This window comes from Oceanimonas sp. GK1, assembly GCF_000243075.1.
In the GTDB taxonomy this organism is placed as follows: domain Bacteria; phylum Pseudomonadota; class Gammaproteobacteria; order Enterobacterales; family Aeromonadaceae; genus Oceanimonas.
Window position 1 is genome coordinate 3,437,541 of record NC_016745.1, and the last position, 19,711, is coordinate 3,457,251.

The 19,711-nt window shown below is 60.0% G+C and carries 15 protein-coding genes and 1 tRNA gene; 11 read left to right on the forward strand and 5 right to left on the reverse strand.

All coding sequences use genetic code 11. The features are described from left to right. Window positions 1-280: 280 nt before the first annotated feature. The 5 genes from GU3_RS16145 to GU3_RS16160 all read left to right on the forward strand — a co-directional run bounded on the left by GU3_RS16145 (window position 281) and on the right by GU3_RS16160 (window position 5,240). Window positions 281-357: transfer RNA gene (locus tag GU3_RS16145), tRNA-Ile, on the forward strand. A 550-nt stretch (window positions 358-907) separates the two neighbouring features. Then, window positions 908-2,758 (forward strand): ATP-dependent endonuclease, encoded by a 1,851-nt coding sequence (locus GU3_RS16940; RefSeq protein ID WP_014293602.1) that lies wholly within the window; start codon window positions 908-910, stop codon window positions 2,756-2,758. A gap of 165 nt (window positions 2,759-2,923) precedes the next feature. Continuing rightward, a complete protein-coding gene (locus GU3_RS16150) occupies window positions 2,924-3,811 on the forward strand; it encodes a dihydrodipicolinate synthase family protein (protein ID WP_014293603.1) in 888 nt (295 codons plus the stop codon). Window positions 3,812-3,971: 160 nt separating this feature from the next. Then, window positions 3,972-4,799, forward strand: a complete 828-nt coding sequence (locus GU3_RS16155; protein ID WP_014293604.1) for an NAD-dependent protein deacetylase — start codon at window positions 3,972-3,974, stop codon at window positions 4,797-4,799. A 24-nt stretch (window positions 4,800-4,823) separates the two neighbouring features. After that, window positions 4,824-5,240, forward strand: coding sequence for a GFA family protein (locus GU3_RS16160; protein WP_041543365.1), 417 nt, complete (start codon window positions 4,824-4,826; stop codon window positions 5,238-5,240). A 19-nt stretch (window positions 5,241-5,259) separates the two neighbouring features. Here GU3_RS16160 and GU3_RS16165 read toward each other — a convergent pair whose 3' ends face one another. Further along, entirely contained in the window at window positions 5,260-7,170 is a 1,911-nt protein-coding gene (locus GU3_RS16165; protein ID WP_014293606.1) for a methyl-accepting chemotaxis protein, read from the reverse strand. A gap of 233 nt (window positions 7,171-7,403) precedes the next feature. Here GU3_RS16165 and GU3_RS16170 point away from each other — a divergent pair, with 233 nt between their 5' ends. From GU3_RS16170 to GU3_RS16180, 3 genes are all read left to right on the forward strand, one after another. Next, window positions 7,404-9,080 (forward strand): sensor histidine kinase, encoded by a 1,677-nt coding sequence (locus GU3_RS16170; protein ID WP_014293607.1) that lies wholly within the window; start codon window positions 7,404-7,406, stop codon window positions 9,078-9,080. Then, on the forward strand, window positions 9,077-9,787 hold the full coding sequence (gene btsR / locus GU3_RS16175; protein WP_014293608.1) for a two-component system response regulator BtsR: 711 nt from the start codon (window positions 9,077-9,079) through the stop codon (window positions 9,785-9,787). The genes GU3_RS16170 and btsR overlap by 4 nt, the downstream gene beginning before the upstream one ends. A gap of 134 nt (window positions 9,788-9,921) precedes the next feature. Continuing rightward, a complete protein-coding gene (locus GU3_RS16180) occupies window positions 9,922-11,358 on the forward strand; it encodes a carbon starvation protein A (RefSeq protein ID WP_014293609.1) in 1,437 nt (478 codons plus the stop codon). 72 nt (window positions 11,359-11,430) lie between these two features. Here GU3_RS16180 and GU3_RS16185 read toward each other — a convergent pair whose 3' ends face one another. Further along, entirely contained in the window at window positions 11,431-12,060 is a 630-nt protein-coding gene (locus GU3_RS16185; RefSeq protein WP_014293610.1) for an HAD family hydrolase, read from the reverse strand. 13 nt (window positions 12,061-12,073) lie between these two features. Beyond that, window positions 12,074-12,919: a DUF2797 domain-containing protein gene (locus GU3_RS16190; protein WP_014293611.1), complete on the reverse strand. Its 846-nt coding sequence runs from the start codon at window positions 12,917-12,919 to the stop codon at window positions 12,074-12,076. A 128-nt stretch (window positions 12,920-13,047) separates the two neighbouring features. On the opposite strand from GU3_RS16190, the gene GU3_RS16195 reads away from it, so the two are divergent. Continuing rightward, window positions 13,048-13,500: a VOC family protein gene (locus GU3_RS16195; protein ID WP_014293612.1), complete on the forward strand. Its 453-nt coding sequence runs from the start codon at window positions 13,048-13,050 to the stop codon at window positions 13,498-13,500. Here the strand turns inward: GU3_RS16195 and GU3_RS16200 are convergent. After that, complete coding sequence (locus GU3_RS16200; protein ID WP_014293613.1) at window positions 13,430-15,358, reverse strand: hypothetical protein; 1,929 nt, start codon at window positions 15,356-15,358, stop codon at window positions 13,430-13,432. The genes GU3_RS16195 and GU3_RS16200 overlap by 71 nt on opposite strands. Before the next feature lie 203 nt (window positions 15,359-15,561). On the opposite strand from GU3_RS16200, the gene GU3_RS16205 reads away from it, so the two are divergent. After that, complete coding sequence (locus tag GU3_RS16205) at window positions 15,562-17,232, forward strand: methyl-accepting chemotaxis protein (protein WP_014293614.1); 1,671 nt, start codon at window positions 15,562-15,564, stop codon at window positions 17,230-17,232. A 98-nt stretch (window positions 17,233-17,330) separates the two neighbouring features. Then, complete coding sequence (locus GU3_RS16210; RefSeq protein ID WP_014293615.1) at window positions 17,331-18,425, forward strand: AI-2E family transporter; 1,095 nt, start codon at window positions 17,331-17,333, stop codon at window positions 18,423-18,425. On the opposite strand, the gene GU3_RS16215 is transcribed toward GU3_RS16210, so the two are convergent. Beyond that, window positions 18,407-19,657 (reverse strand): methyl-accepting chemotaxis protein, encoded by a 1,251-nt coding sequence (locus GU3_RS16215; RefSeq protein WP_014293616.1) that lies wholly within the window; start codon window positions 19,655-19,657, stop codon window positions 18,407-18,409. The two genes, GU3_RS16210 and GU3_RS16215, sit on opposite strands and share 19 nt — an antisense overlap. Window positions 19,658-19,711: the final 54 nt, after the last annotated feature.

The following is a 19,711-nucleotide window of genomic DNA, read 5'->3' on the forward strand; positions in this document are numbered from 1 at the left end:
AGGTTCAAAGGGCGCTCCGGCGCCCTTTTTCTTTGCCTACCGGTCAAGTCGGCAAAGGGCTACTTCACGACACGCTACGAGTACCTCCATGTAACGCTCGGCAAATGCCACCCATGGCATTTGATCGGTCGTGAAGCAGCTCCCTTTGCCCTCCTGTCGACCATTCACATTGTCTAAAGCGTCGTCTTTGGTATAGAGCCAACCGCTTAAAAATCAAACTCCTAAGCGCCGCCACGGCTGGACAGGCCCCCGCCCCTTCCCCTATAATCAGCCCACTTTTGGCCCCTTAGCTCAGTTGGTTAGAGCAGTCGACTCATAATCGATTGGTCGCCCGTTCAAGTCGGGCAGGGGCCACCATACAGACACTGAAAAAGCCAGTTGCAGCAATGCACTGGCTTTTTTGTGCCGCTGCGCACGCCTGAAAAGCTCCCGGGATACTCAGGAGATACCGCAGCTTCATCAATCAGCCGCTCCAAGGTCCTCTACCCTGCCAAAGTTCCATTTGAATTCCGCCCCGCCACAGGCACAATAAGACCTCTATCGCAGCACGCAAAGCGGCCCGGTCGCCCACAAGATCCGGGCGGTAGCGTGACCACAGCCTAATAAGTGATGATTTGCACAGTGTATTGGCGTGCCTGCCGGCAGAGTGCTCACTATCAACACGCCGTGCGCGTGTACAACAAATCAGGCTAAAAAATGCTCATGATATTAATAAGTTACGCCTGAGCCATGTAGATAGTGAGCAAGAAGCTGTAGATACCGCGCATGCGCGTTTTCACTCATCACAAAACCCGACTGATGAGTGAAAATTAAATTATTATCAATAGCTTACAAGTTAAACACGAGCTGGCCCATGGTAGAAATATGAGCATGCTCACTATTAAAATGTTAGGCATCAAGGAAAAGAATGAAAATTATTCGACGTGTTGATATAAAGTACTTCCGATCAATCTATACGATAGCGCTTAAGCAATGTGGATCTCTCAATGTATTGTCGGGCCGTAATGATGTGGGGAAGTCGAATATTCTTCGCGCACTGAATCTATTCTTCAACGGTCAAACAGATTGGAAAACACCGCTGGATTTTTCCCGGGATTTTTCGCTCGCCCGGTTGGAGCAAGTGCGTAAAGAGTCCGTTAAAGGCAAACAGTTCATTCAAGTATCGATTGAATTTGAAAGGCCGAGTAATTTTAAAGGGAGCCTTCCAGAGAGATTCGTTGTCAAGAGAAACTGGTATCGAGATCAAAACCAATATAGTCAAGCTGACAACCTTGTGGCACTAGATAAAGCTGGAAAGTGCCCGTCAACGCTTGCAACAGCTCAGAGAATGCTCCCTGTGTTTCTAAATCGAGTTCACTTTGAGTATGTTCCTGCAGTAAAAGATAGAGCGTTTTTTGAGCATGTTCTTTCGCGTTTACAGCATTCACTGTTAGGTGCATCGCTTGAGATTGACAACCCAATATCTCAGCTTTCTGGTCAGCTAGCTGAACATATCGGGCAGCAAGTGGGGGATTTACGAACGGATTTTTCAAGAGCTACTAATTTAGATACAACCATCGAACCACCAAGTCAGCTGTCAAGCCTTTTTCAAGCATTCCAGGTGTCAGTTCCTTCTGGTGAGAATCAAGTATCTCTAAATTTAAGAGGTGATGGTATGCAAGCTCGTTACATACCGTCGGTTCTTCACTATATCGCTTCAAAGAGCCCCTCTTTTTTTATATGGGGGTTTGAAGAGCCAGAGAATTCGCTAGAATTTGCCAGCGCTGATTCGCTCGCAGACGATCTTGAAACACGTTACTCGAATGACGCGCAAATTTTAATAACCAGTCATTCACCTGCAATGGTTTCTCGAACAGGCCCAGAAGTTTCATGCTACCGAGTATGGCAGCCGGATTCAAAAACAGAGGTTGAGCGTTTGGAATATCCACTGGAGAAAACAATTTCCGGAGCAAAACTGAAAGAAGAAATTGGATTACTAAGAATTCAGCAAGAAATTCATGGTGAGTACAAAAGTAAATTAAAGGAATTGGAAAAGTTATCTAAAAAGGTTTCTTCATTGGAAGAAGAAATAGAAGCTAAGCAACTTCCTCTTGTGCTAGTGGAAGGTGTGACTGATATCTCAATCATTGAGGCTGCTTGGAAAAAGCTCAATCCCAATGTTGAAATGCCATTCATGATTCGTTCCGCTGACCCTTCAGCAAATATTTCTGGTGGTGGAAGTGGAGGGGCAGGTTCATTGGCTAAAGCTATTGAAAGTATTCATCCCGCAGATGGTCGCCATGTTGTCGCTGTCTTCGATCATGATCAAGAAGGGATAAAGGCGTTTGATTCGCTAAGCAAGAACTTCAAGATTGTGAAGGCGCGATCACATGAAAAAAGGCATGCAAATGGATATGCGGTCGCTCTTACTCTTGCCGTAGCTGGCGATAACTTGCCAGTAGTCGAGGCAAAAAATCTATGTGTAGAATACCTATTCGACAGCGATGTACACCAACTTAAGGATGACGAGGGCCGAGGTCTTGAGTTTAAGGAGCAAGAGATAGTTGTAGCCGCAGCAGGTAAAAAGATCCCTCTTTCTCCAGAGCAACAGCAGCTATTTTCTGGCGCTTTAGGCGACTTATCAGCTTATCGTTTAGTTTCTGGTGATAAGAAGGCATTTTCTCAAAATATAGTGCCAAATTTAGAGGCTGATAAGTTTCATCGTTTCTCTGTTCTCTTTGATCGTATTTCGGTAGCACTACAGAACGATAATGCCTAACAAATCAATTAACTACGCGCCTTCGGCGCCGGACGCAGCAAAGCTGCGCCGGTTATTGAAGCGTTAATTTAGTCATCCAATTGATATAGAGGTTATTGAAAAATCAGATCACGTAAAGCCATTAGAAATCTGGCAGGTGACGGAGCATATTACAGGAGCCAAGAGATGTTTAATGGTCTAAGCGCATTTCCCCTTACCCCCATGAATATGAAAGGACCGAACGAAACATCCTTTGTTCGCCTGATCGAACGCCTTACTGAGGCGGAAGTGGATTCTATCGGGGCACTGGGATCCACCGGCAGCTATGCCTATCTGAACCGGGCCGAACGGGCCCAAATTATTCAGCTGGCGGTGCAACATGCCGGGCCGATACCGGTCATGGCAGGAATAGGAGCGACGAGCACCAGAGAAGTGCTGCACCTGGCCGAAGATGCCCAACAGGCCGGTGCTAGCGCACTGTTGCTGGCACCTGTGTCATACCAGCCGCTGACCAGTGAGGAAGTCTACGAGCTTTACCGAAGCGTCAGCGCTGAAATTTCGGTGCCCCTGTGTGTATACGATAATCCGCGCACGACCCGTTTTGAATTTACTGACGAGCTGCATGGCCGTATCGCTCAGTTGCCCAACATCGCTTCGATAAAAATTCCGGGTGTTCCTGCCGACCCGCAAGCTGCAAAAGAGCGGATATCCCGTCTGCGCAAGCTGATTCCTTCTCATGTATCCATTGGTATCAGCGGAGATCCCTTGGCTGCAACCGGGCTGAACGCCGGCTGTGAGCTGTGGTATTCGGTGCTGGGTGGGCTTTTTCCAGAAATGGCCCTGGCACTGACCCGGGCCGCGCAAAGCGGTAACGCTGCACTGGCGGAACAGCTCTCAATGCGCCTGTCCCCGCTCTGGGCATTGTTTAATCAGCACGGCAGCGTCCGGGTGGTGGCAGCGGCGGCAGAATTGCTGGGGCATGCCAGCGCTCCTTGTCTGCCGGCGCCACTGCAGGCATTGAATGCTGCCGAGCGGGCAGCGCTCGCCACGCTGTTGGATGAACTCGCTCTGTAGCGTTATTTTTCACGCCTAAAATAACAGCCCGGTGTAGGCATTTACCCCATGGCGGAGGAATATGCCGCCATCACCGACTGCTGGTGAAATTCCTTCTCCCCTGGCCGGCTCTCTGAATATATTGAATACTGTTGACGCTACTGCTCCGGGAGCCCACGCCATGACCGACGCCACCACCGCGCTGCTTGAGTTTATTCACCAGCACCCTCGCCTGCTGGTGCTGACCGGCGCCGGCATCAGCACCGACTCCGGCATTCCCGACTACCGGGATCAGCTAGGCCAGTGGAAGCGCCCGCAGCCGGTGCAGCATCCGGATTTTATGGGCTGTGAGCACACCCGTAAGCGGTACTGGGGCCGCAGCCTGGTGGGCTGGCCGGTCATGCGGGATGCGCGCCCCAATCCGGCCCACAGTGCGCTGGCCACCCTTGAGCGGCTGGGTCATGTGAGTTTGCTGGTTACCCAGAACGTGGACGGCCTGCACCAGCGGGCCGGCAGCGAAAAGGTAGTGGACCTGCATGGCCGCTCCGATCAGGTGGTGTGCATGCGCTGCGACTATCGCTACAGCCGGGATGACACCCACCAACGCAGTGCCGAGCTGAACCCGGAGTTTATTCACTATACCGCCGCCACGGCACCGGATGGCGATGCGGATCTGGAAGTGGATTTCAGCCGCTTTCACGTGCCCGAGTGCGACCGGTGCGGCGGCATTCTCAAGCCCGATGTGGTGTTCTTTGGCGACAATGTGCCCAGGCAACGCGTGGCAGATTCACTGAATGCCCTTGAAGCGGCCGACGGCCTGCTGGTGATTGGCTCGTCGCTAATGGTGTATTCCGGCTTTCGCTTCTGCCGCAAGGCCCAGGAGTGGAACAAGCCCATCGCCGCCCTTACCCTGGGCAAAACCCGGGCCGATGAGCTGCTCAGCCTCAAGCTGAATGCGCCCATCACTCCGTTGTTGCAGGGAGTACTGAACGGGCTGGCAGCCGAATAAGCATTTAAAAACCAGGAGGTTTTCGTGGCGACTCAATACACAGGATCATGCCTCTGCGGTGGTGTGAACTATACGCTTGCGGGGGAGTTTCGGTCTTTTTACCTGTGCTACTGCCATCGCTGCCAAAAAGGCACGGGCTCTGCCCATGCCGCCAATCTGTTTGCGCCGTCTGCGGTGTTAACCTGGACTCGGGGCGAAGAGGATGTCAAAACCTACCGGCATGCAAACACGCTGCATGCCAGAAGCTTTTGCCGGCACTGCGGTTCGGCCCTGCCGGTGGTGGCGGAACACATTGATTGTGTGGTGGTGCCTGCCGGCAGTCTCGACAGCCCGGTGCCCATTGCGCCTACAGCCAGAATTTTTTTGGGCAGCGGGGCCCCTTGGGCAATCAAGCTGACGGACATTCCGGCTTATCAACACTTGCCGGAATGTCCGTCATGACCGGTGCCGTTCGCCGGCGTTACACGCGAAAGCGCCCTACCAGCGCCTGCAACTGAGTAGCAAGCCGCGCCAGCTCTGCACTGGCCTGGGCGGTCTGACCCACGGAATGACCGCTTTGCTCGGCAATGTCGTTGATAAGACTCATGCTGCGGTTTACGTCTTCCGCCACGGCGGACTGCTCTTCCACGGCCGCAGCCACCTGGGTGTTCATGTCGTGAATGGCATCCACGGCGGTTTTAATGTCACTCAGCCGGCTGGCCACCGTGTTGGCCTCGTCCACGGCGGTTTCGGTTTTTTGTCGGTTCTGCTCCATCACCGCCACCACATTGTGGGTGCTTTGCTGAATGCGGGTCACCAGCTGTTCAATTTCGCCGGTGCTTTGCTGGGTACGCTGGGCCAGGCTGCGCACTTCATCGGCCACCACCGAGAAGCCCTTGCCGGCGTCGCCGGCCCGGGCCGCTTCAATGGCGGCATTGAGCGCCAGCAGGTTGGTCTGGTCGGCAATGGTGTGGATCACGTCCAGCATTTTGCCAATGTCGCCGCTCTGGCGGGCCAGCTCCTGGATCATGGCCGACGCCTGCCCCGCCTCGCCGGCCAGCTCGTGCATGCTCTGCACGCTGCGGCCCACGGCGTCGCGGCCATGTTCGGTGGTGGCGGTAGTCTGCCGGGCGGTATCGGCGGCATTGCCGGTGTTGCCGGCAATTTCCTGAATCGACATGGTCATCTGATGCATGGCGGTCACCACCTGGGTGGTCTGATCCCGCTGGCTGTCTACGCCCCGACGGGTTTCCCCGGCCACCTGAGACAACTCCTCGGTGGCGGCGGCCATCTGGCCGGTGGCGTCCGACACCCGTCGTACCAGCTCCTGCACCTTGGTCACGAAGCGGTTATAGGCCCGGGCCAGCTCGCTCAGCTCGTCACGGCCGGCCTCATCCAGGCGCCAGGTCAAATCCCCGTCGCCGTCGGCAATGTCCTGCAGGTTCATTACCGTTGCCCGCAGCGGCTGCACTATGCTGCGCGCCAGCACCAGGGCCACCAGCACCGCCACCAGCAGGGCAACCGTGGCCAGACTGCCCACAAACAGCCGGGTGGCGGCCAGATTATCGGCGTAGAAGCTGCGATCCATGGCAATTTCCACCACCGCAATGGGGTTGCCGGCATAGTCGCTCAGGGTGCGGGCCAGGGTGGCGTAGTGCGTATCTTTTTGCTCTTCACGGCCCAGCACGGTTTCTCCCCGCCAGGCGGCCAGCAATTGCTCCGCCGTGTTCAGGCTGCCGCCGGCAATGGTGGAGGCCAACTGCTCCGGGCGGTTGCTGTTAATGGCATGAATGGCAATGCCGGCACCAAATTCCTGACTGAAATGTTCCGCAAAGGACTGGGCCAGGTTAAGCCCGAACTCCACCGAGCCCAGGTGCCGGCCCGCCTGGCCGATGGGCGACAGGCCGCGAATGCCAATGCCGGCCACCCCGCCGTCCAGCCCCCGCACCGGCGCCCGGCTCTGGTTGGTGGCCACTATGGTGGGCCGCAGGGCGCTCAGATCATCACCGTATTTTTCCGGCCGGTGCAGCCGCAGAAAAGAGGTGGCGGGCGCGGTGTGAAACTGAAACTGGGCCACGCCATAGTGTTGTTCAAGACGCTTGAACACCGGCAGAAACTGGCCGGCAAGCCGCTCCCGCTCGCCATTGGCAAAGGCACTTTGCACGCCGGGCTGGGCCGCCACCATGGCGCTCATGGCCTCGGCAAACAGCGCCTGGGTATCAATCTGGGCACGCACGGCGCCATACAGGCCTTGCAGCTCGCGCTTTTCCGCCTGGGCGATCAGCCGGTTGGCATTGGCCAGATAAAAGAAGGACATGGCGAGCACGGTGATCGCCACCAGGCCACCCACGCCGGCGGCCAGGCGAGTGCCGATATTAACGTTTCTGAACAACGGAATTTCCTTGCTGGTTTGGTGTTGAAACAGGGTTTTGGTCGACTGGATGGATCGGCCGGAGCCAGCCAATACTTGAGTGTTTAACCAGGTTTTTAAGTTATATGTTCCCGCTATTTTCAGATAATCGATTATAAGCAATGAGAATAGGTTCCACCTGAACCTTGCTGGCGGTTCACTCCCGCAGGCTATGATAACATCAGCCCCCTGCCTTCCCGCTTCAAGGAGCCGCCATGTCGCTGGTGCTGCTGCTCACTCAGCAGATGTCGCTGTATCTGGTCATTGTGTACCTGGTCAGCCGCACGCCGCTGTTCCGGCTGTTAACCGAAGCGGCCACCCGGCTGCCCCACAAGGTATTTATTTACCTGGTGTTTTCCGGCTTTTGCATCATGGCCACCTACTTTGGCGAGCAAACCCATGGCGCCATTGCCAACACCCGGGCCATGGGCGCGGTGCTGGGCGGCCTGCTCGGCGGCCCGGTTACCGGCACCCTGGTGGGCCTCACCGGCGGACTGCACCGCTACAGCCTGGGGGGCTTTACCGATCTGGCCTGCGCCGTGTCCACCACCCTGGAAGGGCTCTCCGCCGGCCTGGTCAGCCTGTATTTGCGGCGCACCGGCAGAAGCGAGCTGATCTTCAACCCGCTGCGGGTCTGCCTGCTGACGCTCGCGGCCGAGCTGATGCAGATGGCCATTATTCTGCTGCTGGCCCGGCCCTTTGATCAGGCCCTGGCGCTGGTGCTGCAAATCGCGCCGTCCATGCTGCTGGTGAATTCGGTGGGTGCGGCGCTGTTCATGAGCATGATTCGGGATCAGAAAGCCATGTTCGACAAGCAGTCTTCCGCCTTTTCCACCAAGGCACTGAAAATCGCCGAGCGCAGCGTGGGCCTGCTCAGCAAGGGCTTTAACCAGGAAACCAGCACCCAGGTGGCGCGCATCTTAATAGAAGAAACCAAGGTCGGCGCCGTGGCCATCACCGACCGGGAAAAACTGCTGGCCTTTATCGGCATCGGTGCCGACCACCACCTGCCCGGCGCCCCCATTTCCTCGCAAATGACCCTGGACGCCATTCGCCACAATAAAGTGATGTTTGCCGACGGGGTGAACGTTCCCTACGCCTGCTCCATGTCGCCTCACTGCCGGCTTGGGTCCAGCCTGGTGATCCCGCTGCGCAGCGACAACGAAGTGGTGGGCACCATCAAGCTGTACGAGCCCAAGAACAAGCTGTTTCTTAATATCAACCGCACCCTGGGGGAAGGCATTGCCCGGCTGCTGTCGAACCAGATCCTGTTTGGCCGTTTTGTGGAGCAGCAAAGCCTGCTGACCCAGGCGGAGCTGAAACTGCTGCAAGCCCAGGTCAATCCGCACTTTCTGTTCAATGCATTAAGCACCATAGGCGCCATTACCCGGCAGGATCCCGGCAAGGCGCGGCAGCTGTTACAGCAGCTCAGCCAGTTTCTGCGCATCAACCTCAAGCGCACCACCGGCCTGGTCACCCTGGGCGACGAGCTGGAGCACATTCACGCCTACCTCACCATCGAAAAGGCCCGCTTTATCGACAAGCTGCAAGTGGACATCGACATTCCCGCCTCGCTGCACGACATTCGCGTGCCGGCCTTCACCCTGCAGCCCATTATCGAAAATGCGGTCAAGCACGGCACCTCACACCTGCTGGACACCGGCCATATTCAAGTGACGGCGACCATCCAGAGCGGTGTATTATGGCTGGCGGTGACCGACAATGCCGGCCTGTATCAGCCCCAAAAAGACTCGGACGGCCTGGGCATGAACCTGGTGCACAAACGCATTCAGAACCTGTTCGGCCCCGACTACGGCCTGACCGTGGTCTGTGAGCCCGGCGAATTTACCCGGGTGGACATTCACCTGCCCGTGACGGAGCCTGCATCATGATCACCTGCCTGATTGTTGACGACGAGCCCTTTGCCCGGGAGGAGCTGGCCGCCCAGCTCGCCGAGGCCGACGACATCGAGATTGTGGGCCAGTGCGGCAACGCCATTGAGGCCATGCAGGCCATCAGCCGGCTGCAGCCCGATCTGGTGTTTCTGGATATTCAAATGCCCCGCATCAGCGGCATGGAGCTGATCGCCATGCTGGATCCGGCCACCATGCCCCGGGTGGTGTTCGTTACCGCCTTTGACGAGTTTGCGGTGCAGGCCTTTGACCGCCATGCCTTTGACTATTTGCTCAAACCGGTGGATGAACGGCGGCTGCAGCAGACCCTGGAGAAGGTACGCCGGGATCGGCGCCCCCAGGCCCTGGAAACACTGGCGCCCGACCGGCTGGAGCACCTGCCCTGCTACAGCGGCCAGAAGCTGAAAGTGGTGCCGGTGGCGGAGGTGGAATACGTGTTCAGTGATCTCTCCGGCGTGCACGTGGCCACCCCCCGCGAGCAGGTACACACCCATATGACCCTCAAGGTAATTGAGGAAAAAACCCCCTTGGTGCGCTGCCACCGGCAATATCTGGTGGCCCCCGGCGCCATTGCCGAGATCGAGATGCGGGAGGCGGGCGCCGAGCTCACCACCCGCGCCGGCGCCAAGGTGCCGGTGTCGCGCCGCTACCTCAAGCCCCTTAAGCAGCTGTTCGGCTTTCACTAGCTCGCAATCTGAGCGATCGTTCAGCCCGGCTGCCGACCGCTTACCCCCTTGATTCGACCGCTCACCCAAGTCCCCCTTTTCCCGCCTTTATGCCGGCCTACACTGGCGGCCATCTATACAAGAGGGATGATGTGATGACCTGGTTTCTGCTCTGCGTCGGCCTGCTGATCGGCGGTTATTTCATTTACGGCACCTTGGTGGAAAAGGTGTTTGGTATCAAGCCTCAGCGCCAGACGCCGGCGTTCGCTCAGGGCGACGGCGTGGACTATGTGCCCATGTCCAAGGGCAAGGTCTATCTCATTCAACTGCTCAATATCGCCGGCGTCGGCCCCATCTTCGGCCCCATTCTGGGCGCCCTCTATGGCCCCGCCGCCATGCTGTGGATAGTGCTGGGCTGCATTTTTGCCGGCGGTGTGCACGACTACTTCTCCGGCATGCTGTCGGTGCGCAACGGCGGCCAGTCGGTGCCCAACCTGGCGGGCAAATACCTGGGCCGGGGCGCGAAAAACTTCATGAACGTGTTCGCCATCGTGCTGCTGCTGCTGGTGGGCGTGGTGTTCATCTCCGCTCCCGCCGGCCTGCTGGCCAAGATCACCGGCGTGAGCGTGTCGGTGTTTGTAGGCGTGATTTTCGTGTATTACCTGCTGGCCACCATAGTGCCGGTAGACAAGATCATCGGTCGCCTGTACCCCTTCTTCGGCGCCCTGCTGATCTTCATGTCGGTGGGGCTGACCGTGGCGCTGGTTTTCTCCAGCCAGCACAGCATGTTGCCGGGCTTTGAGGTGGGGGATTTCTTCCAGAACCTGAACCCCAACGACATGCCGCTGTGGCCGGCGCTGTTTATCACCATCGCCTGCGGCGCCGTGTCCGGCTTTCATGCCACCCAGTCGCCGCTGATGGCCCGCTGCGTAGAAAACGAAAGCAATGGCCGTTTCGTGTTCTACGGCGCCATGATCGGGGAAGGCATTATCGCGCTGATCTGGTGCGCCATCGCCCTGTCGTTCTTCGGTGGCGTGGAAGGCCTGAACAGCGGCATGGCCGGCAACCCGGCCAACGTGGTGTATGAGGCCTCCACCGGCCTGCTGGGCGCCGTGGGCGGCTTTATGGCGGTGCTGGGCGTGATTGTGCTGCCCATTACCTCCGGCGACACCGCCTTCCGCTCCGCCCGGCTGATCCTGGCCGAGTACTTCAACCTGCCGCAAACCCGCCTGCCCAAGCGCCTGCTGCTGGCCATTCCGCTGTTCGTGATTGGCGCCGTGCTGACCCAGGTAGACTTCGGCATTATCTGGCGCTACTTCGGGGTCGCCAACCAGGCCACCGCCGTGATGATGCTGTGGACCGCCTCGGCCTACCTGCTGCGTCACAACAAGCTGCACTGGATTGCCACCCTGCCGGCCATGTTCATGACCACGGTAGTCATCAGCTTCCTGCTGAACTCCGCCACCCTGGGCGCCGGCCTGCCGATGGCCCTGTCCACCGTGACCGGCATGGTGCTGACCCTGGTGATCACCGCCCTGCTCATTACCCGTATCAAGGGCCGCAACGAAAACATGCTGGCCGACGAAGCCTGACAGCTTCGCGCCATGCCATGAAAAAGCCGGCCCAAGGGCCGGCTTTTTCATGGGTGATATCGAAGGGAATACTTACCCTTTTGCCCCTTCATCGCCTTGGCGCCAGGCGTCGATAAAACGGTGATAACAGGCCACCAGCACGTCCGCCTCATGGGCATAATCGGGAACCGCATCCGGAAAATACAGCGCACAGCGGCTGCCGGCATTTTGTGCGGTCTGCAAGTCAAACAGATAATCCCCCACATAGAGAATGTCGGCGGGCGCCAGCTGCCATTGCCGGCAAATAAGCTGTATCCCCTCAGGGTGGGGCTTGGGCCTGGCATGGTGGCGGGTTAAAACCAGATCGATGTCGATGCCCAGTTTGTTGATGGTGAGCTGAGCCGCCTCGGGAATGTTGCGGGTTAAAATCGCCAGCGGCAGCGACCTGGCGCGTAAAAACGCGATCAGCTCCTGCGCCCCGTCCACCCAGCTTGAGGTATGCGATGCCCGGCATTCGTACTCGTGAATGATGGCCAGCGCCTTTTCCCGTGCCGAGGCATCGCTCAAGCTGTCGACGTGAGCCAGCACATCGGCGCCCGGGCTCACTCCCAGCTCACGGCGCAGGCCGGGAAAGTCAGGATTGGAATGGGCCAGGGTGCCGTCGAGATCGAAGATAACCCCTCGAATCTCATCAAATTTAAAGCCACTGCCGCGAGTAACCACTGCCTTATCTCCTTTAAAAACCCGCCTCACCCGGCGCCGTTCCGTCCAGGGTCACTTCATAGCCGGTAAACTTGCGCAGGTTAATCACCCCGGTGTCGAGGATCAGGTACTGGCCCTTGATGCCGAGCAGGGTGCCGGCCACCTCGGGGTGCTTGTCGAAGTTGTGGCTGGTGATTTTGGTCGGGTATTCCAGCACCGGATAACTGAGCTCAACCACCGGCTCGTCGAGCACGCTGATGGCGTCTTCACCGTATTTGAGGGTAAGCTCGGCCAGTTTTTCCGTTATTTCCGGCAGCAGGCGTTCGGCTTGCGCCTTCAGATCCAGCGGCGCTTCGTCGCCCTTGAGCATGGCGCGCCAGTTGGTCTTGTCCGCCACCATGTCCGCCAGGGCCACTTCCACAAAGCCGGACAGCTGACGGGTGGCCACGCTCAGTATGGGCAGCGCCTGGGTGGCGCCCTGGTCAATCCAACGGGTCGGCACCTGGGTAGCACGGGTAATGCCCACCTTCAGCCCGGAGGTGTTGGCCAGGTAGACGATGTGCTCCACCATGCAGTGGCGGTCGCCCCACTCCGGCTCGCGGCAGGTGCCTTCGAAGTAGTGGCAGGTTTCCGGTTTCATCACGCACATGTCGCAGCGGGCCAGCTTTTTCATACAGGGAAAACAATGCCCCTGGGAATAACTCTTGCTGGTTTTTCGGCCACAGGCGTCGCAGTAAATATTGCCGGTAAAGGTCAGCTTGATGGGCTGGCCCAGGCGGGCATTCAGGTCAAGGCGGTGCTCGCCCAGGGCCAGCTGGTAGGCCACGGGAGCGGCCAGGGTGGCCGGCATTTTGATCAGGGTTCCGGTGAAGTTGCTCATGCTTGCTTCGTGTCGTGATGTTATGAGCACCATTCTACCAGCCACCGGCACGGGCGTCCCGGTGCCTGGCCAGGCCTGCTTGCGGCAACCATACTTCGCACACCGCCCTCACCCGCCAGGAAGGTATCATGACCGACACCCACTATCCCCGCCTGACCCACCTCGCCCTGCATGTGCGGGATCTCGATGCCTGCCTGCGCTTTTATGCCGACTTTTGTGGCCTGCAAGAAACCCACCGGCGGGAAAGCGGCCCCCAGACCATTGTCTGGCTGGCGGAGCCGGGCCGGGAGCAGGATCTGGTGTTTGTGCTGATGAACGGCGGCGAGGATCTGCACCTGGGCAGCCGGGACTACCGTCACTTCGGCTTTGCCCTGCCCAGCCGCAAGGCGGTGGATGCCCTGGCCGAGCGGGCCCGGCAGGCGGGCTGCCTGCTGTGGCCGCCCCGGGACGAGCCCTGGCCGGTGGGCTATTACTTCGGGGTGAAGGATCCCAACGGCAATCAGGTGGAATTCAGCTTCGGTCAGCCTCTTGGCCCGGCTGCCGCGCCAGCACTGGGGCCGGCTGGCTCTCGGGCTCGATAAAGTCCACCACGCCGTTCTGGGTGATCTGCTGCACGCACACCGGCTCGCCCTGCTCGTTGAAGCGCACATAACCAATGCCGGCCCGGTTCAGCAACCGCTCCCCCCTTGACGCCCCCACCGGGGAGTGAGGGGTAATGCGCAGCCGGCGGCGGCGGGTAAACCAGTTCAGGGGCGAGCGGGGGGCATAGAGCCAGCGGTTCAACCGGTCGAGCACGTCCAGCAGGCGGCGGGGAAATTCGTTCTTGATGCCGCTGCTGGTGATCTGCCAGATATGGGGTTCACCGCCCCGGTGGCGCAGGCGAATGTCGTACATAAAGGAGTAATGCACGTCACCGGAGAGGATCACGTAGTTGGCCGGGGTGCGGGCATGACGAAAGATATTGAGGATCACGTTGGCGGTGCCCTTGTGGGCCATCCAGTTTTCCGCATCCACCAGCAGCGGTTTGCCCAGCCAGGTAAAGATCTTCTGGATCACCTCGATCAGTTTCACCCCGAACACCGGAGTGGGCGACACCACCACCACCGATTCCTGATGCAGCATCTCCCCCTGCAACTCGGTCAGTGCCTCCCAGTCCATCAGCCCCGAGGGCCGGTTCAGGCTCGACTCGGAACGCCAGCGCCGGGTGCGGGTGTCGAGCACCAGCAGCCGGGGCTTGGTGTCGAGCTGATATTGCCAGCCGTCAAATTTCAGCAGGCAGTCGATCAGCCGGTCCTGATGGGCGCCGCTGGGCTGCTCGCACCAGGCCTGCAACCGTTCCACCGGGGCACCGGCAAAGGCGTCGGGATCATTGCCCCAGCCCTGACAGATGAAATACCCCACCAGGGCATTACCGATGATCCGTTTGGAAAAGGGGTGGCCGTAGGCGCTTTCCTCCCAGCCCGCGGTCAGGTTCCAGTCGTCGGTCACATCGTGATCGTCAAAGATCATCAGGGTGGGCAGATGGGCCAGCAGCCGGCGCACCGCCGGCAGGCCGTCCACAAAGGCCGCCAGCCGGCCCCGCTCCCGTTCATAACGTTCGGCCAGCTCTCCTTCCAGCGGCGGTCGCTCCTCCGGCAACAGCCGCCAGGGCGCCGGCGACCACACCAGCAGATACATGGCCAGCACCTCGGCCAGGGTGATCAGGTGGTTGGCGGCGCTGCTGGTGGTAAAGATGGGCTTGCGCGCCCCTTCAAAAAAGCGCTTTTGCAGCGGCACGTTGGCCTGGGTGTCGGGCAACAGCTGTTCGCGCCGGTAATAATTGAACGGGCTGGCAAACAGCTCGTCGCTGTCGGCCACCAGGGCGCCTTCGAGCTGCTCACCGTAGAGCCCCAGCTCCTGGATCAGCTGATGAATGGCGGTGAGCATGGGGCCGGCCACGTCGTCGGCATAGATCTGATCTCCGCTCAGCATCAGCACCGCCGGACGCTGGGCCGGCTGACTGTGGCGCTCACTCAACCAGTCGTCCGCCGCCACCAGGCCATCGGGAGCGGCATGATGGGGCTTGCGGCAGGAGCCGTGCAGCATGGCATCAAGCCGCTCCCGCAACACCAGGCTGGGCAGCTCTTCGCCGTCGTAACACAGCTCTCCGCCCCACTCGGCCATGCCGTGCCAGTGAGACTCTCCCGGCCGGCGCCACTGCAGATCGTAGGGCAGCCGGGTATCGGTGGGCAGGGGCTCGTCGAGGGTCAGATCCAGCAACTGAATAAAACATGACTCTCCCACCCGCAGTTGCCGATGCGCCTTATCGGAAAACGCCAAGGGTTCACGACCGGGGAGGCACAGGCGAAAGCCCAGGGCCTCGCGGCTGGCCAGCCAGAACACCAGGCGATGGGTTTCGGCCCGGCGAAGCAGGGGGCCGGCGAGAATGGTGGAGTCCATGAAAAATCCGTTGATGCAGCAGTGGGCCCATCATAACCACTGGTTTGCGGCCTTGAAAGCACCCCCGGCTCAAGCCAGGACGATTCCTGCCGTTAACCCTGTACCGACTGCGCACTGGCCGAGCCGTATTTTGTATTAGTCGGAATGACATTCAGAAAACAAAATGATACAAAGATGTAAACAAAACTAGGGTGAGATCAAGGATGAAGCGACTTTCCATCAGACAAAAAATTCTGTTGCTGGCATTGCTGCCGCTGCTGCTGCTGGCCGCCGTCAGTACCTGGGTCAATGTATCCCAGTCGCTGCGGCTCAAGGAGCTCAGCGGTCAGAGCCTGCATCAATCCCTGTTTGAGTCTCGCAAGCAACAGCTGTCCAACTACATGGAGCTGGCCATCACCAGCATTCAGCCGCTGCTGGCCCGGGGCGACACCGACATTGCCAAGGAGCAGCTGCGCCGGCTGCGCTTCGACAACGGCACCGGTTACTTCTTTGTCTACGACCACGACGGTGTGCAGGTGGTCAGCGCCGACAACCCGGCCCGGGAAGGCAACAACTACTATGACTCCACCAGCCCCGATGGCCGCCACCTGGTGCGGGAGTATATTCAGCTTGGCCGCAATGGCGGCGGCTATGTGGAATACAGCTGGCCCAAGCCCGATGCCCGGGAAGGCTCTCCCAAGCTGGCCCACATCATGCCGGTGCCCGGCACCGACTGGCTGCTGGGCACCGGCTTTTACATCGACGATCTGCTCGCCACCGTGGCTCAGCTGGAAACTGAGCTGTCGGCCTCGGTACGCCAGGGCCTGATCAACTCGGCGCTGTCCGCTTCCCTGCTGCTGGCCTTGATCGCCGCCGTGGGCCTGGTCATTGCCCGGGGTATTCACACCCCCATTCGTCAGGCGGTGCACACCATGGAAAACATCGCCCAGGGGGAAGGGGATCTGACCCGCCGGCTCGACGCCGATCAGCAAAACGAGCTGGGCACCCTGGCCCGCTCCTTTAACCAGTTCGCCGGCCAGATCAGCGAGCTGGTGCAGAACACCCGCCATTCCGCCGACACCCTGCAGCAGGCCAGCCAGGAGCTGCAGCGGTTTATGGAAGAAACCGAGGTCGGCATCGGCCGCCAGCATCACGAGAGTGACCAGCTGGCCACCGCCATGAACCAGATGTCGGCCACCGCCCAGGAAGTGGCCAGCAGCGCCGCCAACGCCGCCGAGGCCGCCGAGCAGGCCGAGCGCCTGGTCAACAATGCCCAGCAGCAGTTGCAGGGCGCCATTGCGGTGATCGACGGGCTGGAGAACCAGGTGGCCGCCGGGGTGGACATCATTCAGCGGCTGGGGCAGGAGTCGGAGCAGATTGGCACCGTACTTGATGTGATCCGCGGCGTGGCCGAGCAGACCAACCTGCTGGCACTCAACGCCGCCATTGAGGCGGCCCGGGCCGGCGAGCAGGGCCGCGGCTTTGCGGTGGTGGCCGACGAGGTACGCACCCTGGCCGGCCGCACCCAGACCAGCACCGAAGAAATTCACACCATGATCACCCGGCTGCAGCAGGGGGCCAAGGAGGCGGTGCAGGCCATCGAGACCATTCGCGACGGCAGCAGTCACACCGTGACCGAAGCCCGCCGCATCGACGAGGCCCTGCTCGACATCGGCACCGCGGTCAATACCATCAACCTGATGAACGCCCAGATCGCCAGTGCCGCGGAAGAGCAGACCCAGGTATCGGAAAGCATCAACACCAACGTGCATCAGATTGTGGCCATCGCCGAGCAGACCAATGCCGGCTCCAAGGCGGCGACCCAAACCAGCCGCCAGCTGGGCGATCTGGCTGGCCGGCTGCAACAGCTGGTGGGCCGCTACCGTACCAGCTAAACCCGAGGCCGGCCCCGGCCGCCGGCCTCAGCATTCACTGGCCACTTCAGTGCCCCTTCTTTACACTGGGGATCCGTTTGCTTCGGATCCCTGACGTTATGCGTGAAAAACTGGAACGCCGCTCTTTTCTGTTTACCCTGCTGCTGGTCAGCCTGTTGTTCGGGCTGGTGCTCAAGCCCTTCTGGGGAGCCATTTTCTGGGCCTGCGCCATCAGCGTGATCTTTTACCCGCTGCAAAACGCCATCATCGCGCGCATCGGCCCCAAGCCCAACCGGGCGGCGCTGCTGACCCTGACCATTTGCGTGGTCATCGTGGTGCTGCCGGTGCTGTTTATCGCCGCCTCCTTTGCCCAGGAGGGGCTGCTGCTGTACCAGCGCCTCGACCAGGGTGAAATCAGCCCCGGCAATCTGCTGGAGCAGATCCGCACCGCCTTTCCGCTGCTGCCCGATCTGCTGGCGCGGTTGGGCATCGATCTGGACAGTATGCGCGAGAAACTGTCGGAAGCCGCGGTGGCGGCCAGCAAGCTGCTGGCGGGCAAGGCCCTCACCGCCGGCCAGAGTACCTTTACCTTTGTGGTGGACGTGGCGCTGATGCTGTACCTGGCCTTTTTTCTGCTGCGCGACGGCCATCAGCTCACCGAGCTGCTGGTACGGGCCCTGCCCCTGGGCGATGCCCGGGAGCGCACCCTGTTTGCCAAGTTTTCGGAAGTCACCCGGGCCACGGTCAAGGGCAACATACTGGTGGCTATGGTCCAGGGCGCCCTGGGCGGCTTTATTTTCTGGGTGCTGGGCATTCCCGGCCCGCTGCTGTGGGGGGTGGTGATGGCGTTCCTGTCACTGATCCCGGCCATTGGCGCGGCCCTGGTATGGCTGCCGGTGGCCATTTACCTGTTCGCTACCGGGGCCTGGGTGTCGGGCAGCATACTGGTAGCATTTGGCGCCCTGGTGATCGGCCTGGCCGACAACGTGCTGCGCCCGCTGCTGGTGGGCCGCGACACCAAGCTGCCCGACTACCTGGTGCTGTTTTCCACCCTGGGCGGCATCAGCCTGATGGGCGTGAACGGCTTTGTTATCGGCCCACTGGTGGCCGCGCTGTTTCTGGTGTTCTGGGACATTTTCATGCGCGAGTTCAACGGCCGGGAGCGGGAAGAGCAAGGCCACCCCGGGCCGCAGGCTCAGTCCGGCAAGGATTGACGGCGGCGAATGCGCGCCATATTGCCGGTCAGCCCCTCGGCAATGGTGCGGATTTGCCGCCCTTCCCGCTCCAGGTTGTCGAGCAGGGGCTGGGAGCTTTCGGCCTGCTGCCACAGTCGCGCCAGATAGGCGTCCAGCTCGTTCATGGCCGCCTCCTGGGCCGAAATGGCCTCGGCAATGTCGCCGTTCATTTTGCTCAGCCCCGCCGAACGCTGCTGAATACCTTCCAGCGCCGCCAGCCCGGAACGCACCTTTTCTGCCGCCTCCCCGCTGACCTGGGCATTGGCGGCCATCAGGCCGGCACTGCGCTCTACCCGCTCACTCAGGGCATCAATCATCTGCTGAATGTCCTGGGTGGCATCCTGAGTGCGCCGGGCCAGGGTGCGCACCTCGTCGGCCACCACCGCAAAGCCCCGCCCCTGTTCACCGGCCCGGGCCGCCTCGATGGCGGCGTTGAGCGCCAGCAGGTTGGTCTGCTCCGAAATGCTTTTAATGGTGTCTACGACCGTGGCCACCCGGGTCAGGGTATCGCCCAGCAAGGCCGCTTCCTGCAATGTGGTGGCGCTGTCCGCCTCCAGCCGGCTGATGCCGTCCATGGCTTCCTGCATGTACTGGCCGGTGGTCGCGGCTTCGGCATGGCTCTGGCCGGTCCATTCACTGGCCTGCCGGCAGTGCACCGCGACCTGCTGCAGACTCTGGTGCTGCCCGGCCACCGCCGTGCGGCAGGCGGCAATTTGACGATGCTGCTCTCCCACCGCCTGGCCGGTATGTTCCACCGTTTCGCCAATGGCGCCCACGGCGCCATGCAGACCGCCCACCGCCTGCTCCACCAGCGTCAGGGTGCCCGAGAGGTGATCCAGGGTGGCATCAATGGCCGAGCCGATCACCCCGAACTCGTCTTCTCCGGAAAACCCGACCCGGCGCTCCAGGCCGCCCGACGCCACGGAGCTCATCACCCCTTCAATGTGCGCCAGCAGTGGCAGCAGGTTGGCACTCACGGCGCGGGCCACCAGCCACAGCAACACCAGGCCGCCAGCACTGGCGGCAAGCAGCCATGCCGGATCGGGCAGCCTCAGGGGTAACGCGGCGGGCTGGCGCCAGGTCAGCCAGAGCACATAAAGGGAAGGCGCCAGCAATAACACGCCGGCCAGGTAGCAGGTCAGCATCAGCTTGTGCTTCAGCGGCAGGTTCATCAGCAGGCGGTCGCGCCAGCCAATTGTGACGGCATCCATGCAGTATCTCCATATGATATTTCTTTATATAGAAATAACACATGGCAAACAACG